This window comes from Terrihalobacillus insolitus, assembly GCF_028416575.1.
In the GTDB taxonomy this organism is placed as follows: Bacteria; Bacillota; Bacilli; order Bacillales; family Amphibacillaceae; genus Terrihalobacillus; species Terrihalobacillus insolitus.
In genome coordinates, this window is the sequence record NZ_JAMQKB010000001.1 from 47,244 (window position 1) to 70,937 (window position 23,694).

At 37.9% G+C, this 23,694-nt stretch carries 28 protein-coding genes; 8 read left to right on the forward strand and 20 right to left on the reverse strand.

Translation table 11 applies throughout. The annotated features are described in order from the left end of the window. Both NC797_RS00245 and NC797_RS00250 read left to right on the forward strand, forming a co-directional pair. Entirely contained in the window at nt 1-984 is a 984-nt protein-coding gene (locus NC797_RS00245) for an NAD(P)/FAD-dependent oxidoreductase (RefSeq protein ID WP_272434564.1), read from the forward strand. Between the two features lie 248 nt (nt 985-1,232). After that, complete coding sequence (locus NC797_RS00250) at nt 1,233-2,063, forward strand: MBL fold metallo-hydrolase (RefSeq protein ID WP_272434565.1); 831 nt, start codon at nt 1,233-1,235, stop codon at nt 2,061-2,063. 616 nt (nt 2,064-2,679) lie between these two features. Here the strand turns inward: NC797_RS00250 and NC797_RS00255 are convergent. From NC797_RS00255 to NC797_RS00275, 5 genes are all read right to left on the reverse strand, one after another. Beyond that, nucleotides 2,680-2,823, reverse strand: coding sequence for a hypothetical protein (locus tag NC797_RS00255; protein ID WP_272434566.1), 144 nt, complete (start codon nt 2,821-2,823; stop codon nt 2,680-2,682). A 232-nt stretch (nt 2,824-3,055) separates the two neighbouring features. Beyond that, nucleotides 3,056-3,415, reverse strand: a complete 360-nt coding sequence (locus NC797_RS00260) for a HesB/IscA family protein (RefSeq protein WP_272434568.1) — start codon at nt 3,413-3,415, stop codon at nt 3,056-3,058. A gap of 194 nt (nt 3,416-3,609) precedes the next feature. Further along, nucleotides 3,610-4,467, reverse strand: coding sequence for a diaminopimelate epimerase (gene dapF / locus NC797_RS00265; protein WP_272434570.1), 858 nt, complete (start codon nt 4,465-4,467; stop codon nt 3,610-3,612). A 96-nt stretch (nt 4,468-4,563) separates the two neighbouring features. Then, nucleotides 4,564-4,800: a YuzB family protein gene (locus tag NC797_RS00270; protein ID WP_272434571.1), complete on the reverse strand. Its 237-nt coding sequence runs from the start codon at nt 4,798-4,800 to the stop codon at nt 4,564-4,566. A gap of 132 nt (nt 4,801-4,932) precedes the next feature. Further along, the gene (locus tag NC797_RS00275) at nt 4,933-5,253 is read right to left on the reverse strand and encodes a YuzD family protein (RefSeq protein WP_272434572.1); all 321 of its coding nucleotides are present in this window, start codon (nt 5,251-5,253) and stop codon (nt 4,933-4,935) included. Nucleotides 5,254-5,441: 188 nt separating this feature from the next. Between NC797_RS00275 and NC797_RS00280 the strand changes: the two genes are divergently transcribed. Next, entirely contained in the window at nt 5,442-5,663 is a 222-nt protein-coding gene (locus tag NC797_RS00280) for a NifU family protein (protein ID WP_026569583.1), read from the forward strand. Between the two features lie 112 nt (nt 5,664-5,775). Here the strand turns inward: NC797_RS00280 and thrB are convergent, their stop codons facing one another. The 5 genes from thrB to yutH form a co-directional block, all read right to left on the reverse strand. After that, nucleotides 5,776-6,681 carry a homoserine kinase gene (gene thrB, locus NC797_RS00285; protein WP_272434574.1) on the reverse strand — a complete coding sequence of 302 codons (906 nt, stop codon included), beginning with the start codon at nt 6,679-6,681 and terminating at the stop codon, nt 5,776-5,778. Further along, on the reverse strand, nt 6,678-7,739 hold the full coding sequence (gene thrC / locus NC797_RS00290) for a threonine synthase (protein ID WP_272434575.1): 1,062 nt from the start codon (nt 7,737-7,739) through the stop codon (nt 6,678-6,680). The genes thrB and thrC overlap by 4 nt, the downstream gene beginning before the upstream one ends. Nucleotides 7,740-7,744: 5 nt before the next feature. Further along, nucleotides 7,745-9,046, reverse strand: a complete 1,302-nt coding sequence (locus NC797_RS00295) for a homoserine dehydrogenase (protein WP_272434576.1) — start codon at nt 9,044-9,046, stop codon at nt 7,745-7,747. A 316-nt stretch (nt 9,047-9,362) separates the two neighbouring features. Further along, nucleotides 9,363-10,331: a 2-hydroxyacid dehydrogenase gene (locus tag NC797_RS00300; protein ID WP_272434577.1), complete on the reverse strand. Its 969-nt coding sequence runs from the start codon at nt 10,329-10,331 to the stop codon at nt 9,363-9,365. 20 nt (nt 10,332-10,351) lie between these two features. Then, on the reverse strand, nt 10,352-11,326 hold the full coding sequence (gene yutH, locus NC797_RS00305; RefSeq protein WP_272434578.1) for a spore coat putative kinase YutH: 975 nt from the start codon (nt 11,324-11,326) through the stop codon (nt 10,352-10,354). 130 nt (nt 11,327-11,456) lie between these two features. On the opposite strand from yutH, the gene NC797_RS00310 reads away from it, so the two are divergent. Next, entirely contained in the window at nt 11,457-11,957 is a 501-nt protein-coding gene (locus NC797_RS00310; RefSeq protein ID WP_272434581.1) for a phosphatidylglycerophosphatase A family protein, read from the forward strand. 160 nt (nt 11,958-12,117) lie between these two features. Here the strand turns inward: NC797_RS00310 and NC797_RS00315 are convergent, their stop codons facing one another. Then, the gene (locus tag NC797_RS00315) at nt 12,118-12,888 is read right to left on the reverse strand and encodes a TIGR01457 family HAD-type hydrolase (RefSeq protein WP_272434582.1); all 771 of its coding nucleotides are present in this window, start codon (nt 12,886-12,888) and stop codon (nt 12,118-12,120) included. Between the two features lie 42 nt (nt 12,889-12,930). Continuing rightward, nucleotides 12,931-13,374, reverse strand: coding sequence for a DUF86 domain-containing protein (locus tag NC797_RS00320; RefSeq protein ID WP_272434583.1), 444 nt, complete (start codon nt 13,372-13,374; stop codon nt 12,931-12,933). A gap of 208 nt (nt 13,375-13,582) precedes the next feature. On the opposite strand from NC797_RS00320, the gene NC797_RS00325 reads away from it, so the two are divergent. Continuing rightward, the gene (locus tag NC797_RS00325; RefSeq protein ID WP_272434584.1) at nt 13,583-13,858 is read left to right on the forward strand and encodes an SAV0927 family protein; all 276 of its coding nucleotides are present in this window, start codon (nt 13,583-13,585) and stop codon (nt 13,856-13,858) included. 68 nt (nt 13,859-13,926) lie between these two features. Next, nucleotides 13,927-14,211 carry a hypothetical protein gene (locus NC797_RS00330; protein ID WP_272434585.1) on the forward strand — a complete coding sequence of 95 codons (285 nt, stop codon included), beginning with the start codon at nt 13,927-13,929 and terminating at the stop codon, nt 14,209-14,211. Between the two features lie 165 nt (nt 14,212-14,376). Here NC797_RS00330 and NC797_RS00335 read toward each other — a convergent pair whose 3' ends face one another. Further along, nucleotides 14,377-14,655: a YutD family protein gene (locus tag NC797_RS00335; protein ID WP_272434586.1), complete on the reverse strand. Its 279-nt coding sequence runs from the start codon at nt 14,653-14,655 to the stop codon at nt 14,377-14,379. Between the two features lie 175 nt (nt 14,656-14,830). Between NC797_RS00335 and NC797_RS00340 the strand changes: the two genes are divergently transcribed. Further along, nucleotides 14,831-15,418 carry a YhcN/YlaJ family sporulation lipoprotein gene (locus NC797_RS00340; protein WP_272434587.1) on the forward strand — a complete coding sequence of 196 codons (588 nt, stop codon included), beginning with the start codon at nt 14,831-14,833 and terminating at the stop codon, nt 15,416-15,418. Nucleotides 15,419-15,608: 190 nt separating this feature from the next. Then, complete coding sequence (locus tag NC797_RS00345) at nt 15,609-16,574, forward strand: M23 family metallopeptidase (protein ID WP_272434589.1); 966 nt, start codon at nt 15,609-15,611, stop codon at nt 16,572-16,574. Nucleotides 16,575-16,624: 50 nt separating this feature from the next. On the opposite strand, the gene NC797_RS00350 is transcribed toward NC797_RS00345, so the two are convergent. The 7 genes from NC797_RS00350 to NC797_RS00380 all read right to left on the reverse strand — a co-directional run bounded on the left by NC797_RS00350 (nt 16,625) and on the right by NC797_RS00380 (nt 23,545). Further along, nucleotides 16,625-16,729 carry a methionine/alanine import family NSS transporter small subunit gene (locus NC797_RS00350; protein ID WP_272434590.1) on the reverse strand — a complete coding sequence of 35 codons (105 nt, stop codon included), beginning with the start codon at nt 16,727-16,729 and terminating at the stop codon, nt 16,625-16,627. Further along, entirely contained in the window at nt 16,729-18,243 is a 1,515-nt protein-coding gene (locus NC797_RS00355; RefSeq protein ID WP_272434591.1) for a sodium-dependent transporter, read from the reverse strand. The genes NC797_RS00350 and NC797_RS00355 overlap by 1 nt, the downstream gene beginning before the upstream one ends. A 503-nt stretch (nt 18,244-18,746) precedes the next feature. Beyond that, entirely contained in the window at nt 18,747-19,541 is a 795-nt protein-coding gene (gene yunB, locus NC797_RS00360) for a sporulation protein YunB (RefSeq protein ID WP_272434592.1), read from the reverse strand. A 69-nt stretch (nt 19,542-19,610) separates the two neighbouring features. Beyond that, the gene (locus NC797_RS00365; RefSeq protein WP_272434593.1) at nt 19,611-20,702 is read right to left on the reverse strand and encodes an HD-GYP domain-containing protein; all 1,092 of its coding nucleotides are present in this window, start codon (nt 20,700-20,702) and stop codon (nt 19,611-19,613) included. 210 nt (nt 20,703-20,912) lie between these two features. After that, nucleotides 20,913-21,218, reverse strand: coding sequence for a YunC family protein (locus NC797_RS00370; protein WP_272434594.1), 306 nt, complete (start codon nt 21,216-21,218; stop codon nt 20,913-20,915). Between the two features lie 102 nt (nt 21,219-21,320). Further along, entirely contained in the window at nt 21,321-22,715 is a 1,395-nt protein-coding gene (locus tag NC797_RS00375; RefSeq protein WP_272434595.1) for a bifunctional metallophosphatase/5'-nucleotidase, read from the reverse strand. A gap of 11 nt (nt 22,716-22,726) precedes the next feature. Continuing rightward, on the reverse strand, nt 22,727-23,545 hold the full coding sequence (locus tag NC797_RS00380) for a sulfite exporter TauE/SafE family protein (RefSeq protein ID WP_272434596.1): 819 nt from the start codon (nt 23,543-23,545) through the stop codon (nt 22,727-22,729). Between the last annotated feature and the right edge of the window lie 149 nt (nt 23,546-23,694).

Consider the following 23,694-nt stretch of genomic DNA (forward strand, 5'->3'; position numbering starts at 1 on the left):
GTGTCTGATCAAGTCTATGATGTAACAATCATCGGTGCTGGTCCTGTTGGATTGTTCACTGCTTTCTATGGCGGAATGCGCCAAGCAAGCGTTAAAATAATAGAGAGTTTACCCCATATTGGTGGTCAATTGTCTGCACTATATCCAGAAAAATATATATATGATATCGCTGGGTTTCCTAAGGTTCGAGCTCAGGAATTAGTTGATAACCTTAAAGAACAAACGGAGCTTTTTGATCCGTCGATTGTTCTTGACGAAGCCGTTCAAACGATCGAACACATGGAAGATGGATCATTTAAAATTGCAACTGATAAAGATATACATTTTTCAAAAACGATCATTATTACAGCAGGAAATGGCGCATTTCAGCCAAGACGGATCAACCTTGATAGAAGTGATGAATTTGAAGGCAAGAACTTGCATTACTATGTGGAAGACATGCACAAATATAAAGATCAAGACGTCCTCCTTTGTGGTGGCGGTGACTCTGCAGTTGACTGGGCATTAATGCTTGAACCAATTGCCAAAAGTGTTACGTTAGTCCATCGCAGAGATACATTTAGAGCGCATGAACATAGTGTGGAACAATTATTATCTTCACAGGTTAACATTAAAACACCATATGTCCCTGTTGAATTAATCGGTACAGACAAGGTGGAACAAGTTAAACTTACCGAAGTGAAAGAGAATAAGGAAGAAATTATAAATGTGGACGCCGTATTGATAAACTACGGTTTTGTATCGTCGCTTGGACCGATTAAAAATTGGGGTTTAGAAATTGAAAAAAACAGCATTGTTGTTAATTCGAAAATGGAGACAAATATTCCTGGTATTTATGCAGCTGGTGACATTTGTACGTATCCAGGTAAAATCAATCTGATTGCAACTGGTTTTGGTGAAGGCCCAACTGCAATAAACAATGCAAAAGCCTATATCGATCCAGGTGCACGTGTTCAACCGAAGCATTCGACTAGTATGTTTTAATATATGCGTGTTCAAGAAGCTGCCGAGTCAGAAGGTCGACTAATGTCGCCACGTCCTATGGCAACGTCGACACGAGCACGTCCTGTGCGTCGCAATCAAGTCGAGGCGACGTAGTTTTGTGGAGCGCAGTGTATTCTGGATATCCTTCGAGCCAAAAAATGTCCTTCATTAAGCTGATGAAGGACATTTTTTTGTTGTAATCCATTTGAGAACGATGGGCATACTAGAGTAGGAGGTGAAGAGACTATATGAGCGATACCTTCAAGAACACGATTGTTCCTGTTACATCTATCACGAGTGGAATAGGAAAGGAAATAGCTAACAATATCTTTTGTTTTCCAGTTCAAATTGTGAACACTTATTTTGTTGGGAGTTCTCATGAGGAATCATGGTTTCTCGTTGATGCTGGAATGCCAAAGTCAGCAGACAAAATCATCGAAGCAGCTGAAAAACGGTATGGCTCTCAAAAACCTGCCTTCATTATCTTAACTCATGGACATTTTGACCACGTTGGAGCTTTAGTTGAATTAATTGAACACTGGAAAGTCCCTGTTTATGCTCACGATTTAGAGATCCCCTATCTTACCGGTAAAGCGGATTATCCAAAAGGAGATCGTAAAGTAAACGGTGGTTTAATCAGCGAGGTTTCTCCTCTATTTCCAAATCACTCCATCAATGTAGGAGAAAATGTACATTCACTACCTGAGGGCGGAAATGTTCCTCGATTTCCAGAATGGGCTTGGATGCACACTCCAGGGCATACAAAAGGACATATTTCATTATTCCGAGATGAAGATCGTGCATTAATCGCCGGAGACGCCTTTGTCACGGTTAAACAGGAGTCACTGTACAAGGTATTTACGCAAACACAGGAAATTAGTGGTCCTCCAAAATATTTTACAACCAATTGGAAGGCTGCTCGTGCATCTGTTCAAAAGCTAAAGGAGATGAACCCCCGTGTCGCCGCAACTGGCCACGGCATCCCAATGCACGGAAACTTCTTGTCAGAAGAACTAGAAAAATTAGTGAACCACTTTGATGAAATTGCCAAACCGAGTCAAGGTGATTTTGTACACTAATCTTATATCATCTAAAAGACCTTGACGTTTTTAACGTCAAGGTCTTATTTTCACTAGCCTATATGATTGAAATGTTGATGATACTGGAATGAACCATTCTTATACAACCAGTTAATGAGAAGTATATTCTATAGCAGCATAATGGTAGGTGGGGAATTTTAGTGGTAATAAAGACTTGTTTTTCAAAATTTATCTAATATTATTAGAATATTACTTGACAATAATTACATATAATTATATTATTCAACTAAATTAATTACCTCAGATGCTTCAGAACCTAAACTGTCAAGCCTACACTCCCCCAGATTCCGACATAGTTAATAATTTTATATTTCACTTGATAACTAAATGAAGGGATGACTTGCTATCTTAGGAACAGGAAATATTACCTTAATTATTTTCATTTTAATTGTAGCTATGGGTATTTGGTTATACAAAAAAAATAGTTCTAAAAAGAAATAACAAGACTTTTTGAAGCCCCCTTCGAAAGATTAAGGAGGCTTCTTTTATGTAAACTATCTTCCCTAACTTTACTGAAAGCAAATTCACGTGTCGATATACGTGTGTTGTAGCCTTCTTCCCATAATATTTCAACCTCTTGTTAAAGTGATTTTGACTAAGTGGTTCTTTCTCTTAATCCTTCTGCACTTTTTCCCGCAACTACTAAATCAATAGCCTGCTCCAACGTAAGTTTTGGATATTGCTTTTGATTAGACATTTTCCCTACTAGTTTTCGTTTCTTCCTCTTATTTAAAGCCATAAAAAAACTACCTCCTCAATAGTGTTGTTTAGACATTTACTATCAAAAAGGTAGTGATTCACAACCTCGATTGCACCAATCTAGGGTTGTTATTATGCACATTCACACTTGTGAATCTTCATATTATTACTGTAACTCATAACCATTCAGCTATTCAGTGTTTTGAAAATTTTTATCTTTTCCTAAAAACACTATTTCTTTAACAAACGTTAATATTACAAGCTTGCATAAATTAACAATTCTCAGGCGTACCTTCTCTTTCTTTGGCCTTAAATGATGAACCACAACCACAAGATACAATGGCGTTTGGATTATCAATCGTAAATCCGCCGCCCATCATGTTTTGTTTAAAGTCAATGGTTGTACCCTCTATAATTGGTATGTCTTGTTTATTTAGTACTAACGGAATTTCATTAATTTCATCAGTTGTATCTAATTCCTCATTGACATCATAATCAAACCCCATGGAATAAGAGAGTCCACTACAACCGCCACCTTTAATTCCAAATCGAAGACGAACATTTTTTTGATCTTCTTCCTTCATCATTTCTTTAATTTGAAGACTTGCATTATCCGTAATCGTAAGAACCATCGATGATCCTCCTTTTCGTTCGTGTGTTAAAAGTCAACAAAGGGATACGCGCTAATATTTGTTGACTTTTTTAACGTTGATCAATCGTACTTTGAATATGATCAACTTTATTCCAGAAACGATCAGCTTCCACGTATTTATGAATATTTTCTTCTATACTAGTAAGTATACTAAGGTTAACCATATTGTTCAACTTATCTGTTCCAGTAATACATACCAGTAGAAGTTGTGTCAGCCCTGCCACGCATCCAAACATGTCCATCATTTGCCCACTTAACGTATAAATCGCCACCACTTAAATGAACGCAAATTTCTTTATCACGCAGCACATGACCATTTAACACCGCTGCTACAACGGAAGCACACGCACCAGTGCCACAAGCTTGGGTGACTCCTGAACCCCGTTCCCAGACGCGGAAATTTAGTTCTGTATCTGAAACAACCTCGACAAATTCCACGTTAACTCCTTCAGGAAATCGGTCATCCTTCGTAATCCTAGGACCCAGTTCATATAATGGCGCATCTTCTATTTTTTCAACAAAAAAAATGGCGTGTGGATTCCCCATCGAAACAGCTGTTATGTTCATGGATTTATCGTCAATCGTAAAAGGTTCATTAACAACTGTGTCACTTGAAGTGCCTTTCATTGGAATATTATTTCTAGTTAATATTGGTTCTCCCATATCGATCGTAACTTCATCAACGTAGTTATTGACTTCATGGACATGTGCCTGTACGTTGTTAGCCTTTGTTTCAATTGTAAATGCTTTGTTGGCAACTATTCTATTTTGATATGCATATTTTGCAACACACCGGAGTCCGTTACCACAATTTCTCCCTTCAGATCCATCTTTGTTAAAAATTCTCATACCAACATCCGCTTTGTCACTTGGATGAATAAGGATTAACCCATCAGACCCAATCCCTGTGTTGACATCAGAAACAGATTTAGCTAACGGGGCGAATATACTCTCATCAAAATTTGACTGAAACAAGTCAACAAAAATATAACTATTACCAAGTCCATGCATTTTTATATATGTTATTTCCATGTATCTATCTCCTGACAAATTTCCACTCGATCAGCGAAGTGGTAAAAGTTTAGAAATATCGCCATAGCTTGTCTTACAGGCCATGGCGATTTTCGTTTAAAATAGGGGATTCTCCTCTAAATACTGATATATATTTTTTACTAGCTCTTCAGGACTATCCGCAGTAACTGGATCTCCGTTTACAATCGCAAATAGATTCTGCGCACAGATCCCGCAAAAACTTGTACAACCATATTCTATAACATCAAGATCTGGATCTTTTTCCAGCTCTTCCATAGCGTTTTGTGAACCGCTTGCTAAATTATTCACACAAAATTCGATTATTGGATTCATCCATTTCACCTCTTGTATCAACGTAGATGAATCCCCCACTCAGGAAGTATCCTACCATATATGATGCGCAGTATTCAATTGTTTTATCTTAACTAGGTTGTTCAAAAGAACACGCACTTAACGAAGAAATACTTATTTTACGCCATTTTGTTCTAGTGCCTCATAGATCTTTTTTAAACGTGGGTTTCCTTCCGCTACAATTGTGTCATTAACCAAAACAACTGGATAAAATAAGTCCTCATTAAGCACTCTTTTTGAAAAATGCTGCTTCACTTCATCAGCAGGTGGATTAAAAATATCCACGTACTCGTATTTTATAGCGTCATTTCCGTATTTTCGTCCGATAGCAGCCTGCAGCCATTCATATGTGTCCTTGGATCCAGGTGCACCGACACAGCTTGCACAAATTTGATCTGCACCATAAACTGTAACCTTTACATTTTGTCCATTCAAAAGAAATCCCCCTTAACGGAAACGAAAGTTGTATATATTTTATTTTACAAAAGTTACATAAAAAGATAAAATAATTAATATGTAGCCTTACTGCTATTTAATAACAAATACGGTCAAAGAAGCATGTAGAATAGATTTTTTCTTACAAACCATTTATAATAGATCATGTAGAAAGGGGAAGATGAAACATGCAGGAACAGGTACAAGAGGTATTAAATAAATTGCGTCCATTTTTGCTTCGTGACGGTGGAGATGTTGAACTTGTTGATGTGGACGAAGGCATCGTACGTCTTCGTTTAATGGGAGCCTGTGGAAATTGCCCGAGTTCTACCATTACATTAAAAGCTGGTATTGAGCGTGCACTAATGGCAGAGGTTCCAGGTGTAACAGAAATTGAACAAGTATTTTAAATGCGTGATCAAGTTATGAACAACCTCTTTAAGCTTTTCTATTGAGCGTCCTCGATCTTCATATAGTAAGCCTCCTTTTGGATAAGGAGGCTCTTTATTTTTTCTAGGTTCTTTATTTGCTTTTTTCTACATAGAGCTCCGTTACTTCTAAGCCATTGTTTGAAACAGATAAAGGGAACCATTTAAATTCAGGGTAATCCTTTTTCCATCCTTCTATATTTTCTTTCACTGATTTTGGATCGGCCACAACCATGATCGTTGGCCCCGCTCCACTTAAAAAAACACCATAACTACTATGCTCTAAGTACGACTCTATATCATCATAATGCGGAATAAATTGTTTTCGATAAGGCTGGTGAAATAAATCTTTTTTCATCATTTTTCCTACCAAAGCCCAATCCTGCATACAAATTGCAGCAACACTTACATTCGCTATACTACTCGCTTGCACACTTTTTTTATAAGCAAGTTCTTTGGGAAGCACATCTCTTGCTTCACTCGTTTTTAACTCGTATTCTGGGATGATGGCTACAAACTCAGCCTTATCAACAGATACCTTGATCCAATCTACCTGACCATCATAATGACCAATAATACATCCTCCAATAAGGGAAGGTACCACATTGTCTGGATGACCCTCTATCCAAGTTGCAAGCTCCACTTTATCTTCGATGGATAGATTTAAATCCAAGGTACGATTTGCCAATTCAATTCCCGCGATTGTTGCAGTTGCACTACTTCCAAGTCCACGTGCTAACGGAATGTTACTTGTCATCTCAACCCGACATGGGGGAAGATCTTTTTTCCCAAACCTCGTAGCTACTTTAGATCCAATCTGATAAATAAGATTATCCTTTCCCACAGGAATGCCATTTAAGTTAGACGATAAAGGGATAAATTCCCACTTATCACTATTTAGTACGTATAGATCCAAATATAAATTTAGTGCCAAACCGACCGAATCAAATCCCGGACCCAAATTGGAGGTACTGGCTGGTACACGAATATGATAGCTCATCGACGAACACTGTCCCGGATTACCTGGACAACCCTTTCTTCATCGTTTGGAAGCTTTCTTGGACTCATGTCACTGTAATCAATTGCTGTTGAAGGATCCTTCAATCCATTTCCAGTTAATACTGTGACAACTGTTTCACCTGCTGCAACGTTACCTTGCTCCAATGTTTTAAATAGTCCAGCAACAGAAGCACAGGACGCAGGCTCGGCAAAGATTCCCTCATTTGTCGCAAGCCATTTGTATGCTGCAATCATTTCTTCGTCTGTAACCTCATCTATTGTGCCACCAGACTCTTCCCTTGCCTGAACAGCACTTTCCCAGCTTGCGGGATTACCGATCCGAATCGCAGTTCCAACTGTTTCTGGTTGCTCAAACACACGGTTATGAACAATTGCAGCGGCTCCACTCGCTTCAAATCCCATCATTTTTGGCAAACGATAAGCACGTGCTTCATGGTATTCCTTAAATCCTTTCCAATAGGCAGTGATATTTCCAGCATTACCCACAGGAATAAATAAATAATCTGGTGCTTTTCCTAATTGATCACATACCTCAAATGCTCCCGTCTTTTGTCCTTCAATTCGATAAGGATTGACCGAATTTACAAGTGTTATCGGCTCTTCCTCGCTAACTTTCCGAACCATTTTTAACGCATCGTCAAAGTTGCCCTCAATTGAAATAATGTCAGCACCATACATGACCGCCTGAGCAAGCTTTCCTTGAGCAATCTTTCCTTCAGGTATAACGACAATACATTTTAATCCTGCTCTTGCTGCAAAAGCAGCAGCAGAAGCCGATGTATTTCCCGTAGATGCACAAATAACTGCGCTTGCTCCCTCTTCCAATGCCTTTGCAATAGCCATTACCATACCGCGGTCTTTGAACGAACCAGTTGGATTAGCACCTTCTATCTTTGCATATGCGTGAACATTGTATTGATCGGAAAGCTTTGTAAGCTTTATCAACGGCGTATTACCTTCTAGTAATGAAACCTTTGGGGTACTTTCGGTAACTGGTAAATATTTTTCATAATGTGCCAATAAGCCATTCCATGCCATGATGCTTACTCCTCCCCATCTACACGATAGTAGCTAATTATTTTTTTGACCACGGACAATTCACTTAGATTTTCTATACAATTTAAAAATTGCTGTTTATTGACCGTATGTGTGACCATGACGATTTCAGCTGTATTTAATTCCTTATTTGGGAGTGGCAGCTGTAATATTTTTTCAAAGCTAACCTTTTGATTTGCAAAAATATCGGTAACCTTAAAAAATGTACCCGTTTCATCGTCAACTTCCATTCGAATGAAATATTTCGAATATCTCTCTTTGTTATCCTTTAATTGTGTCGTATATTGTGGACTAATGTATGAATTCCCGCTCACACCTAAGCGTATATTCTTTACTGCGGCCATCAAATCGGATACGATAGCTGATGCTGTTGGTAGACTCCCTGCACCAGGGCCATAAAACATCGTTTCTCCTACTGCTTCACCATAGACATAAACAGCATTGTATTCATTTTTCACAAGTGCTAACGGATGGTCGTTCGGAAGTAAAGTAGGCTCTACGCCGACCTCTACCTTCCCATCATTTATTGCTGCAATTCCTATGAGTTTAATCGTATAACCAAGCTGATTAGCAAACTTAAGGTCATCTTCGGTAATCATTGTTATTCCTTGTGTTTCCACATCCTCTAGCCGTATATTCATTTTAAAAGCTAAGTTAGCAAGCAAAGTCATCTTTCGTGCTGCATCTAGTCCTTCCACATCTGCAGTTGGATCTGATTCAGCAAACCCTAATTCCTGAGCTTCTTTTAAAACGGAAGCAAAAGGAAGCTGTTCTTCGGTCATTTTAGTTAAAATAAAATTTGTTGTCCCATTCACGATGCCCATCATTTTTTGAATACGATCAGATGCAAGCCCATCAGATAAGGATCGCAAAATCGGAATCCCGCCAGCAACACTTGCCTCAAAAAAAACGTCACAGCTATTTTCTTTCGCTAACTGAAGCAACTGTGCTCCACTGACTGCCATTAAGTCTTTATTTGCTGTAATGATATGCTTTTTCTGCAAAATAGCTTGCTCTAATATCGTATAGGTGTTGTCAATTCCACCCATCACTTCTACTACTACATCAATTTCGTCATTATATATAAGATCATCAACATTGGTTGTTAATACACTCGGATCAATCGCCACATCTCTTTTTTTAAGGATATCGTTAACGAGGATTTTCGTAATTCTTATCTCACACCCTAATTTATATTTAATTTGTTCTTGATGGTTTTCTAAAATTTTAACAACACCAGACCCTACGGTACCTAAACCGCACAATCCTATATTAATCTGCTGTTTCATTTCTACGCCCCCTCATTGTATCCTTATAGTGTACAGTTGTTTATATATAGGGGACATTATACAGACTAACTCTTACTTTGACAAGTGAAAATACAGCCTAATTTCCAAAAGCACTAGCGGCCGTTTTTAAAACCTCCCATACACAAGCGAACTCGTTTCAGCAAGCTGAAACATTGGGGAATCAGATGGAGTCTCGACTCCACCTGATTGGAAATTCCCACCTACGCTTCGCTTAGAGGTGGGGGTCTAAAACCCTAAAACCATTTAAAGATAAAAAAAAGCTAAGAGTCTGCAACTCAAAGCTTTTTCGTTGTATTTAATTAAATACAGGTGTTTTTGGTTCTTTTCCTTGTATAACAAGCCGAATGTTTTCTAAACAGAGCTGTGCCATTGCTTCACGAGTTTCGATGCTTGCTGAACCAATATGTGGGAGACAGATGACTTGATCCAATGCTAAAAGTGGGTGCGTATTTCTAATTGGTTCCTCCGTATAAACGTCTAAGCCAGCTCCCCTAATTTCACCTTGCATCAATGCTTCATACAAATGATTCTCGTTCACAACCTGTCCACGGGAAGCATTGATGAAGATAGCGGACTGCTTCATTCTTTTAAATGCATTTTTATTAAACAAATTTTTCGTTTCCTCACTTAGTGGCGCTAAACATACTACATAATCCGCTTGTTCTAGCAAATTATCAAAAGACAAATAGGTTGCACCAAGGGATTCCTCTGCATGTCTCTTTCTTGACCTGTTATAATATACTATTTCCATTTCAAACCCTTGTGCACGTCTAGCTACAGCCTCACCGATTCTCCCCATCCCAACAATACCAATCTTCTTGTGGTGGACATCGGTTCCCGCCAACAAAAAGGGAGACCAATTTTTCCATTTGTCTTTCTTTACATAGTCGCTTGCTTCTACTATTCTTCTAGCCGTACTAAGCAACAATCCAAATGTTAAGTCAGCTGTCGTTTCAGTAAGAACATCGGGCGTGTTCGTTACGATAATGCCCTGTTGTTTTGCTGCTTTGACATCTATGTTGTCGTATCCTACTGCAAAATTAGCAACGACTTTTAATTGTTTCATTCTCATAAAAAAATCTTTATCCAGTTCATCTGTTAACATGCTAACAATAGCATCCGACTTTTGGCTTTCTTCCATTAACGTTTTACGTTCGATTGATTTTTCCTCATATGGCCACATTTTAATATCAAAATATTGTCGGTATTCACCAACAATGTGCTCCGGCAATTTTCGTGTAATATAGAGACGTGGTTTCGTCATTTCGGGATTTCTTCCTCCTTTTACCAATCAATAATTGGAATTTGTAACGATGCGGCATCCATACCAATCTCACCGAAAAAAGATTTTATATATTTCTCGTAGATGGTTTGTTTTTTCAATATTTCTTTAAATTGCTTATAACTATATTCTAGGTTATGTGACTGAAATCCTTTTTCTAATTCATCAAATAAGTGCGTCGGAAATAGCAGCCGTCCATAAATCAATCGCCAACAAAAAATGGACATTTGCGACTGTTTACCATACTCTTGTAGGAAGTTCTGAATTTGCTGAAAAGGATCCTCGATTTCTTGTAATAAAAGAAATCGAATATATTCGGCAATATCCCGAGCTGGATGATCATATACTAAATCTTGTGGAAAAATAATTTGTTGATCCAATTGTTGGTTATACCGTATAAAATTGATTGTACCGCGATCTGTTTCATTATATCTTGTATCTAACTCTGTTTCTTGTAAATATTGTAGTGCATTTTCAGTCAACCCGATCATATATGGAAAAGTATCAACAAATAATCTGTGAAATGGTGACGCTTTTGTGGTTGTCTTGTTTACGTACATCTCTTCATAAAAGGCTAATTTGTTCGCCCAAAGTGTTCTCCATTTACCATAACTTGAAAGATGCTTTGGCTCATATGGATAACGTTTCGCTGCATTATGAAACATAGCTAACTTACACCCGTTCGATAAAGATGAATCGAGTGATTCCTTGATTTGAGCTTCAAGTACCACATATGTTTTTTGATCATATTGCGTCACTATATATCCACTGTGGGAGAAAATAGGAGTTGCAACATGGATCATTCCTTGGTTGTGAAGAAAGTCTGCTATTGCCTTTTGTTCATAGTGTACTTCTTCACTGTAAGCGGTAGGAATGATAAAATAGATATGGTTCTTTATTCTGTATCCTTCGATTCCATTTATCGTAATTTTGCTTCCGTCAACATTATGAAGATATTGGGATAATACTTCCTTCAACGATTATCTCCCCTTCTTCAGCTTTTTGTTCATCTTATGATAAGTTCCGATAGATCTGAACCTTTTCATGGAAATTATCATTCCATAAGATATTAAGGATCCTATACTAAAAAAGATTGGTGTGAATGAAATGGAAAAACAAACGAAAAAAAGTATGTTAGAAAAAAAAGCACGAGCGTGGCTGGAAGAACGAGGTGTAACGATCGATGATATCGCCGATCTTGTTTACTACTTACAAAACAAATATCATGATAACTTAACATTAGATGAATGCCATTATCAGGTTGATCGGGTTCTTACAAAACGTGAAGTACAAAACGCAGTGATTACTGGAATTCAATTAGACGTCTTGGCCGAGAAAAACCAATTAGAGTCACCACTGCAAGAAACGATCGCTAAAGACGAAAGCCTTTATGGGGTCGATGAAATTATTGCATTATCAATTGTTAACGTATATGGTTCAATTGGATTTACCAATTACGGCTATATTGATAAACAAAAACCAGGCATTCTAAAAAAATTAAATGACAAATCATCTGGTGATTGCCATACTTTTTTAGATGACATCGTTGGAGCTATTGCTGCTGCAGCATCTAGCAGGCTTGCCCACGGAATAGCTGATGACGAATAACATTCCTACCTTTGTACTTGGTTAGGAAAATATTCAAAGCATGAAGCGAACAGTAAGTATGTATACACATCACACAACCTGTTACTCATTGCCTTTTTTTAGACCATACCTTATGTAAAAAGCTTGTTGGATTCCTAGTAGTCCAACAAGCTTTTGTTCGTTATATCATTGGAATCCATTCTTCAAGGGAATGGATTTGAAATGTCGGTTTAATCTCATATTGCTGTAGTTCTTCTGCTGTAGTAATGCCAGTAAAAACCATTAGTGTATCTAATCCGGCATTCATTCCAGCTAATATATCGGTATGATAATTATCCCCCACCATAACAGTTTCAGATGCCGATAACCCTATTTTTTCTAGTGCCTGATCCATTATTATTGCCTCTGGCTTTCCTACAACAAGTGGTTGAATACCTGTACTTACAGTAACAACAGACGTTAGTGATCCATTGCCTGGCAGTAAACCCCTTTCTGTTGGAATTGCAACATCCCCGTTCGTCGAAATAAAGGAAGCCCCAGAGCGAACATTTAAACATGCGGTTGCTAATTTTTCATAAGTGATCTCTCGGTCAACCCCCATTACAACATAATCACAATCTTCCATAGACAAAGTCAAATCGGCCTTCTCTAATGCGTCGAATAAGCCTTCTTCACCGATTGCGTAAACAAGTGCATTTTCTTTCTCCTGTTTTATGTAAGAAGCAGTTGCCATGCTCGTTGTGAATATCTCATCTGGAATAGCTGGAATATCCATGCTGTTAAGCTTACGAGCAACTTGTTCCTGCGTTCTAGAAGAATTATTCGTTAAAAAAAGAAGTGGAATTCCTTTATCTTTTAATGTTTTAACAAAATCGGATGCAGCCTCAATTTTTTCGGTACCACGATACATTGTCCCGTCAAGATCAATGAAATACCCTTTATACTGTTTCATAACCGTTTCCTCCTTCTTGATCTGAACCGTACATTGGAAAAATCAGTCCTTTTGTCCAGTAAAAGTAGAGGCTGTCCCAGTTTCCCCCTCAACATAATCCCTCACTCGTTGTGTGTAGTGTTCCATTGACGAAAGGCTAGAATCCATTACCTGTTTTATTTGTTCATGATCAATATGCAAATAATCCTTAACAAGCATTTTCCTTAATGCAATGACTTCTTTGTACATGTGTATTTCGTTTTCTGGGAGAACTTTTTCGTCAACAAGAATATCCACAATATCCTCAAAGCTTCCAGGATCTCGCATGATAAAACCGTCTATTATCATATTTCCTATGTCTAGCATAGATTCAATGGTCATATGAACCATTCGTTCAAGGCTGAGCCTCTCTAGAAACGAATCAAATGTATGCTGATGGTACTCATTTATAAGTCCTTCCATGTAGAGAATTGTTCGTTCCATTTCGTTTCGATCAACAAAATACATGACACGATCCCTCCTACAGTTTCATTTATCAATCATACCACAGACACAGATCAACATAAAAATCGATTTGGACAAAAAAATCAGCTATGATATGATTAGAAAAATACGACGTATCGTCAATAATACTGAAAATTGAAGTCTTTTCTTATACTTTAATCGGACAAATAACTTAAAGTATTCGATTAACCAAAAACGAAAGGTGAAAATTATGGAAAATAACTGGACAACCATCATCGATGAAACTGAATTGATGAAAAGTAGGATAGTCAGTTTTAAGGGCTACTATCATCGGTATGATCTCATCATTTTCCAGTCTGATCGATTTAAAGGGAAACAACTTGTAGTGGATTTGCAAAGTAATCGGTTTTCTCTATTAGATCAAGTGACATTGGAAGAAGAAGCATTATTAGAACACGATCTTAATTACACTGAGGTAGAGGCTGATGACCTAAGGCGATTTCTCCGAAGTCATTTTTCCTCTTAAATCTTTAGTCAACACTTCATAATTACGAACCCCTTTGGTCAAACTACTGTACAAAGGAGGTTTTTTACGTGTCTGAAGAGGGCAAAAAGAAATATTCCGATTTTTCAAATGTAGAAAGTTTGAGAAACGAATTGGTACCCGAAGAAACTCCTGAGGGGCCATACGGTTCACCAATTAGAAAAGATATGCCCGTTGAAGGAAAATCTACACCTTGGGAAAAGGGGCAAAGAAGAAAAAGCCAGTTCACATATGCGTATAAAGATTTTCACCAAGATCTTCCAAGAAAATTAGAAGGATCTCACCCGCTTCACGATCATGAGGGAGACGTAAAACCAGAACAAGAGAATGATTAATGGTCTAAAAGTGTGAAGCGAACTCGTTTCAGCAAGCTGAAACATCGGGGAATCAGATGGAGTCTCGACTCCACCTGATTGGAAATTCCCACCTACGCTTCGCTTAGAGGTGGGGGTCTAAAAACCTAAAACCATTTAAAGATTAAGCTACTGGTTTGAAGTAGCTTAATTTTCTTTTACACGCCTTAATACAAAATAAGCACAACCAAAATTACAGTATTCATATAAATAGTCCTCTGCGGTACTGATTTTCGTATCAAAAGAGGCTTTCGGATTTTGGTCATCGTAAAATCCTTTTAATCGTAGCTGATCATATCCCCAGTCCCCTAAAATGAAGTCATATTTACTTAGAATATCACTATACCGTTCCTCGAATGCCTCTTGCTGAAACCCGTTCTTTGCTTCTTCCATTATTTCATATTTTTTCCCTTGTATATCAATCATTATGTCTCACCCCTTGAAAAATACGATCCTTAGCTGGTTATATTTTATCATATTTTTTAAAGCGAATCTTCAAAAAGTAAGTAATGGACACAATTTCTAGCATGTAGAAGATCAAAATGACTCACAATAAAAAGGGGAGCATCTTTAGGCTTTAACAGTCAGGAGGTTTTTTATCGTGATAAAAAAGTATTTTTTCACATCACTGCTTGCTTCGACACTATTTGTTGCAGGTTGTGCTAATAGCAATAATGCAACCGAACAAATAGATCAAGGTGGTATTGATGGAGGTAATAGCGGCGAGGCGAATGACCCTGCAACTTTAGGGCCAACAGACGACACTTCCTCGCGTTTAGGATATGTTCGTTATGATAAAGATCAATTAGATATGGATGCAGAACAAAATCACGCTGTAACAATTGACCGTCACAAACTGGCCGACACAATTACACGATTGATTTTACGAAATGAAGGATTTGGAGATGCCGCAACACTCGTTACAGATGACGAAGTGCTTATTGCATATGACAAGCCAGATGATTTAGATCCTGATGAAGCAGCGACAATTGTAAAGAAAACTGCAATGTCGATTACACCACGTTTTTACCACGTCTATGTTTCAGATAAGGCAGTTACGTTTAGGGACATCCAAAGTCTTAAGAATTCGACATCAGAAAGCGATGATCACCAAAACACTCTCGATAGTATCATCGAGGACATGAAAGAAGCTCCCCAAGGTGAAGATGTTAAAATGAAATCGGAATAAACCATACACCCTTCTTCTGCTTACTGAGGAAGGGTGTTAACTTTAAATTGATAAGATTACCATTAATCATTCTAAGACACATGTACAAACTATAATTAATGGAATTGGAAGGTGCTCAGATATAAGCGACATATCTTCTTTAAAACTCGAATTTGGGCACGAACTATGAGTGGAGGTGAATACAGATCACATGCTAGTCAAACGGAGACCGCTTCACTGCTTTTTTCTTTTTATGCTTTTCTTTATTTTGGTATCAGATGTTCATGCTGAAGAAAAAAATGAAGACGAAGAGAAAATGGCGCTCTACAAAAAAACAGAAGCAGTTACTCTTGTCCCTTGGTATTATTTAGCGGCTATTGACAAATATGAAAAGAATACGACAAAAGAGAAATCCGAAAAACTCATAACCATTGATATACCCGAAACAAAGTGGTATGGAATCGGAAACCCAAGTAGAACAAACGATGATAGAATCATTTCTCTTTTTAAAGGAATCGGGAAAGATGGAAATGGAGACAATCTTGCAGACCCTGATAACAATGAAGATGTTCTTTTCACAATGGCAAATTACCTAAAGAAATTCGGACGAACCGAACAGGATATTAAGATTGGACTATGGCGTTTTTACCATCGGGACTTAACGGTACAAACGATTATGAACATGGCAAAAGTGTATCAGACATTCGGAACATTAGATTTAAATAACCGTTCATTCCCGCTTCCCCTTCATGCCAATTATAGCTATAAAAACACATGGGGGGATGCCAGAGGGTTTGGTGGGAGACGTATTCATGAAGGAACTGATATTTTTGCTAACTATGGTGTACCAGTAAAAGCAACAACATATGGAGTAGTCGAAATAAAGGGATGGAATCGTTTCGGTGGTTGGAGAATTGGAATAAGGGATATGAACAATAATTACCACTATTATGCTCACCTAAACGGTTATAAAGATGGAATAGAAGTTGGGGATGTTGTGAAACCTGGAGATATAATTGGATCAGTAGGAGCAACTGGATACGGGCCACCTGGCACATCCGGAAAATTCCCACCTCATTTGCATTATGGTATGTATAAAGATAACGGTTATAGTGAGTGGTCATTTGACCCTTATCCTTATTTAAAACGCTGGGAACGTGCTGACAAACATAAATAAAATGAAAATGGACCTTTTAAAATAAGGGTCCATTTTCATTAACATTCATATTACTTAGATTTAGAAGTTTTTCTTGCATGTAAAATACTTGCGATTAAACCGCCCCAAATAATGATTACACCAATAAGTCCCATCGTAATAGCGCCACCAGACATTATCGCGCCACCTCCTCATCTTCGGAGTCTTGATTACTATTAGCAGCATCGTTCGGCCATTTTTTAAGTGTAAGTAATGCACCGACAAACATCGCTCCGATTGCAACTATCCAGCCATAGTTAAAGAGGAATTCAATTGGATAATCACCATATGCTCCTGAAATTTCGTTTTTTAAATTTTGTAGCATCATGAAACCAAGTACAATTGGAGTAATTACACCTAAACATAGCTTCCACCATGCACCAAGTTTAATATCGGAAATGTCATCCGCATGTGCTTGGAAGTCTTTTAAAAGCTTTGCAAACCATGCAATTGCTACAACTTCAAACAACCCTGACAATGCTACCCCATAATTGTTAATGAAGTGATCAACAGTGTCTAATAAATTGAGTCCGCCTTGTGTCGCGAACAACAACGATAATAAGGTTGCAAGACCGCCGCCAAGTAAAACAGCCTTCCCACGAGAGATGTTAAACTTCTCTTGGACACCAGCAATATAGGTTTCTGAGATCGAAATGAGAGAAGATAACCCCGCTAATACTAATGATGCGAAGAACAGGAATCCAAAGAAACCTGATGCTGGCATTTGACTAATGATTTCGGGGAATACCATAAAGGCAAGCCCTACTCCCCCTTGGACAACTTCAGAAACTGCTACGCCAGATTGTGAAGCCATAAAGCCTAACGCAGCGAAAACACCAATACCCGCCAATAATTCAAATGATGAATTTGCAAAACCAGTAATAAATGCATTGTTTGTTATGTCTGATTTTTTCGGCAAATAAGAAGAATACGTGATCATGATAGCGAATGCAATCGATAAACTAAAGAATATTTGACCATATGCTGCAACCCAGACAGAGCCGTCGGTTATTGTTGACCAGTCAGGTTTAAAGAATGCATCTAGACCATCCATTGCACCTGGAAGTGTTACAGCTCGGATAACAATAATCGTAAAAATAATTGCTAATGCTGGAATGAATATCTTGTTTGCAGCTTCAATTCCTTTTTTAACCCCACGATTAAGTGTAAATAAAACAATTGCCCAAACGACTAGAAGTGGAATAGCAACCATTGGAACTAATGCGCCAAATGTTCCTGGATCTCCTAGTTGTAAATAGTCGCCTACAAAGAATGCGGTTGGATCTGCTCCCCATTGTGTACCAAATGAAAAAAATGCATACATAATTGCCCAAGCAATAATGACAGGATAGTAAGTGGAAATAATAAAGGATACACCTACTTGCCACCAGCCAATCCATTCCATTCCTTTACTAATTTTTCGATAAGACCTTGGTGCAGAACCACGATATTTATGTCCTATCGTGTATTCCATAATTAATAATGGAATACCTGCAGTTAGAAGTGCAAACAAATAAGGTAAGAAAAATGCACCTCCACCGTTTTCATACGCTGTTGCAGGGAATCGCCAAATGTTTCCTAAACCAATCGCAGAACCCATTGCAGCCATCAGAAAGCCTAATCGAGTTCCCCACTGTGAACGATTTTCCATGAAATTACCTCCTTTTTGAAATCAACCTTTTACATGCTTTAAGAGGTAGTTCAAAAAGTCACCAAATGATAAGCTGCGCATCTCTTCGTTGGCTTGTTTTTCCGGTCCTTGGAAAAGAAGCCCGCTTTTCCTTCGTGCGATGTATAATCGAGGAAGCTTTCCTTGTGCTCATGTAGGTTATGTCTACACTGCGCTCCTCAAAACTACGCCGCCTCGACCTGCTTGCTTCTAATTCGGCGACTTTTTGAACACTCACTTTAAGAAGTAGAAGAGGGATGTTTCAATTTTTAATTTATTCTGATATTTATCATTATAGCCGAGACTATCTTCCTATGTCAAAGAAATTTTCATTGCCGAGAAGGCGGGGATAGACGCCTGATAACTTTCGTAAACAACGTGTTTCCTAGAGGAATATACGTTGTGACGAAAATCTATGCTTTCTAGAAAACGAGGCAACCGCCATATCCTATCACGGAAGCCTCGTTTTTGTAAAGACAAGTCTTTCATTCGGTCTGTTCTTTTAACGAATCCATTGGTATGGATAAGGTCGGATCTTCTCCATCATTACCGCCAATATAATCTGGAACTTCACCAGTAATACCTGTACGAGAAATCGGAATACTTTGCTCGATACTGATCGGTTCAGAAGCAAAAGGAATAACAACACTTAATTCCACTTTAATACGTACAAAAACGATGATATAGGCATTGTTATAGCCCCATTCTACTAATTTATCATCCACTTCTGTAGATACAAAGCCAAGCACATCTAAATTCACTGGTACTTTAGGCCCTAGACTGCCAAGCAGGGGTATTCCTAAAACTTGCCCAATCGGAATTTGGAGTAAATCTTTACTTTTTTGAATCTCTTCTTTGCTTGGGTTTGATTCTGGATCCGTACTTACATCAAGTGGTACACCTGGATCCGGTACAACACCATCTTCAAGTAAATTTAAATAATTTTCAACTCTATTCAGTATATTACGCTGAACCCTGTTCTCCACAACCGTATTAAAACTATAATGTACAATATTTCCGTCTTCATCCTTTTCAAATTCGATTAGATTGTCAACATCTAAATCTTCTGCCATTTTTTTGTTTACCGCTATCCCTATTGCCATATTAGCCAACTGCTCTGTTCTTGTTTTAGCAATATCCATTAACACTGGCTTGATCCCATTATTTATAATAACAACACTTATAATGGAAGTAATAATGAAAAAGATAAGCGTGACAACGACAATATGTTTCATTGGAGGCGGAGTCATTATTCGTTTAAACTTTGGTCTTCTACGCACAGTAAATACCCCCTTATGGAGAAATTTATGCATGTCTCAAGGGGGGTAGAATCGTTTCATTCATTTTAACTACTGAAAAGTCGTCTCACAAGCGGCAATAACAATATTCAAAGTTTCAGCTAAATCCAACTCGTATAATTCTTCCACGTCTTTCCCATCTTCTTGAAGGATTCGAATAATCGGACGATCACATAAATGTTTGTTTTGTTGTAACACGACTCCTGATCTTCCATCACTTAATTGCACCTTAAGTCCATTTGGATAAACAGCAATACTTCTACGAAACGCTTCAACCATTTTTTTGTCATATAATGTTCCAACACCCGCATAAAGAATTTCCATGCCCTCATGTGGAAGCATAGCATCCCGGTAGACACGATTGCTTGTAACGGCATCAAACACATCTGCAATTGTAATTAATTTTGCGTAGAAATGTATTTCACAATCCTTTAATGCACGCGGATAACCTGATCCATCTAAACGTTCATGATGTTGAAATGCACAATGAGCAGAAACTAAAGGAATATTTGGAATCTTACGTAAAAATTCAAAGCCTGCTTCCGTATGACCCTTAATGATTTCAAATTCTTCATCTGTTAGCTCACCCTTTTTTTGAATAACCTTCGTCGGTAAAAAAACTTTCCCAACATCGTGCAAAATCGCGCCGAGTCCGATTTCCTCGAGTTGTTGCTCTGTCAGCCTTAACTCCGTTCCTAGTGCTAATGAATAAATGGTAACATTAAGCGAATGTGTGAAAATATAGTCATCATTGATCAAGATATCTGAAAGAATGGACAACACTTCTTCTGAGCTCTGAAGTTGATTCAGAATTTTTTTCACTATATTCGCCATTTTCCGCCCCGTTTTTTCGAACACAAATGATTTTTTAGCAAGACCTTCTTTTTGAAATTGGGCAAATGAGGATTTTATTGTCCGATAGGATTCCACTCGAAGTTCATCCGTTATGGGCGGAGTGATCATTATATCATCCGAATCACTATCCGAAATATAAACATATGTAATATTTAATTGAATGAGTCGTGTTATCATCTTATCTGTAAGCTCTACACCTTTTTGCAGCAAAATTCGGCCATTTTCATTATAGATTGTTTTAGCTAGTGTTGTTCTTGTTTGGATTGATTTAGTGGCTACTAGTCTCATCATTTTACTCCCTAACACCATTCGACATTATTCTTATAAAGAATACCAAAAATTCTCAAGATTTGCTATACAAACCTTACGAAAGCACAGATCTTTTTTTCACTTACTAAAAAAACAAAGGAGCACGCACCGCTCCTTTGTTTTCTACTAAGTTTCATTCCGAGAAAGCGAACTCGTTTAAGCAAGCTGAAACATCGGGTAACCCTAAAATTAATCAGCAATCTTTAACAATGCTTCTTTCCCAGTCATACCTTCTGTCCATCCCTTTTCTTTCGCACCAATAGTGACCTTATCTAAAGGCGCTTCCAGTAATTGATCGATTGTGCGTACACCTGTTGCACGTGCTGCAATAATATTTCGATCTGCTAACTTCTCATTTAACAAATCAACATCCAAAGCTCCACACATAATGTACCCGATCTCATTTGAAACAACTAGAAGATTCGTTTTTGGAAGTTCCACTCGAATTGCCGTAAAAGGAATATTATCAATTAATAATGGTTTTACTGAAATCAAGATAGATACACTCCCTTCTCCCTAACACTATATGGATGAAGGAAGAAGATGTGCACTATTATTTTGAACTGTCACCGTTTTGTAAATTTGTTAGCGTGTCGTTCAATAATTGTCTTGCAGTGTTTTTACTAGTAAATCTCTCAAAAACTCAGGCATGTAGTATTTTTTCACTTTTGATCTTGCTAGCTCTGGTAGTAATCCGCCAAATGTAAACGTGTCTGCTGTTACAACTTGATATCGTTGATCTGGCTGTAGTGGTTTGCCATCAACCAACACATCCGTTACTGTTTCGTTCCCGTCAGTATGCACCTTTGTAATGACGTCCAAACCAGCAAAGGCCATACGTCCTAAAAGCTTACCACGAAAGCCAAATCCCTTTAGTTCAAATTCCACAAAACGCTTCGAGCGAGATTCTCTGATAACTTCTAACAGTTCATCCCCTTTTATCTCGACCTTACAAGGATTAATTGGATGTGGACAAATACGATGCACATCTCCATATGTCACATCACCCTTATCCAGCCCCTCCAACAATACACCTGTATTTAACATCGCAACATCCGCATTTGTCCAATCTAATAGTGTTTGTGCAAAGTGGCGCATGATCTCTGTATCCTTAAACCAATTAACATCAATATCGTGATCTAATGTAAGGATCGTTTGGCTAAGAAGCGTTGTTGCCTTGCTATGGAATACCTTTAACTTTTGTACTGTTTCTATATCCCTTTGAGAATGACTTATATTTGTTGCACAAGCTTTTTTATGCACGAGCTTTTTTGCAGAATGATCCCAAGTTAAATGAACCTCTCCTATATAATTGCCAAACTTTCCTGCCGCAGTCATCAACGTATTTCCAATATACTCTCCTTCGAGAAACAAGTGATGTGTATGTCCCCCAATGATGACATCAATATCTTTGTACCTACGTGCAATCGTTTCGTCATCACTTAGTCCTAGGTGAGAAAGCAGTACAATAACATCTACTTCCTTTTTCATTTTTGGAATCATCTCATCTAGAACATCGAATGGCGCAAATACATCCCAGCCAAGGATCTTGTAAAGTCTGAAAAAAGGCGCTGTTACGCCTACAAAACCAATTTTTAGTCCATGTTTTGACGTTACGTAGTAGGTTTGCCCTAACCAGCTTGGCTGATCCATTGACCTTCTATTTTGCAGATTCGCACAAAGAACGTTAAACGTTGCATCATCATATAAATGATAAAGATCCGAATGCCCCAAAGTAATTCCCTCGTTATTACCAATCGTAACAACATCATAATGAGCATCATTGAGTAACTCAACGTTCGCTTTTCCCAACATTGCCTCTGTAATCGGGTTTGACCGATCTAAATGGTCACCATTATCGATTAACCAGCACGATTCATTCTTTCTTTCATGCTGCACCTTTTTTTCCTTCAAATGTCCAACAATCTTGGACCAATTTTCAAAATGACTATGTAGGTCGTTGGTATAGTAGAAAAAAACGTTTTCCTCCATCACATAAACTCCTATCCTAATCCTTGCCAAATTAAACGAATGCCAATGACGATTAACAAGATTCTAAGAAACCACTCAACCGTATTTCCTTTTAGTCGTTGATTTACTTTTGCTCCAATTGTCCCGCCAATCCATGCACCAGGTATAAAGAATACAACATATTCCCACAGAACATTCCCAAGTGTAATATGTGTAATCGAACTAATTGTACTTAAGAAAAAAATCATAAACATAGAAGTTGCGGTAGCAATATGGGGAGGAAAACCAAACATAAGAATCATAGCAGGAACCATTAAGGATCCCCCACCAATGCCAAACAACCCTGATAAGACACCTACAGCAAAGGTAAGAATTACTGCTCCAGTAACAGAGTATGAATAAAAGTGTTCTTTTCCATCAATCATAACGTTCCTTTGCATACCAGATAATACTGTGGGATTTGCCAATTTCTCTTGTTTCTTAAGGAAAAATAGGAACGAAATTAATAAAACAATAACACCAAAATATAAAGAAAATACATTGGATTGAATATATTGGTTTAACCAAGATCCAACGATCCCACCTGGAAGTGCACCAGAAAGAAAAATAAAACCACTTTTGTAGTCAACACGCTTCTTTTTTATGTATGAAAGGGTAGAAGAAAGTGCAGTAAAAACCATTACAACGAGTGACAGTCCAACAATCGATTGCGGTGTCGCCCAGCTGAAAACTGGACTAATTTCAGATAAAAGTAATAGGATTGGTACGAGGAGGATTCCACCACCAAACCCAACGATACTACCAATAAAAGCAGACAAAAATCCAATCAATAAGCTAAGAATATATATCAAAGTAATCCCTTCCATCCAATGCAGTCATTTTTCATGATACCATTTTTGTAACTAGAATTACACAATTTCATTCTCGGAAAAACAAAGGATGGAAGGACTCCAAATAGGCAAAAGAGCCCTATGTGGGCTCTACCTATTAGAGGTTGTTC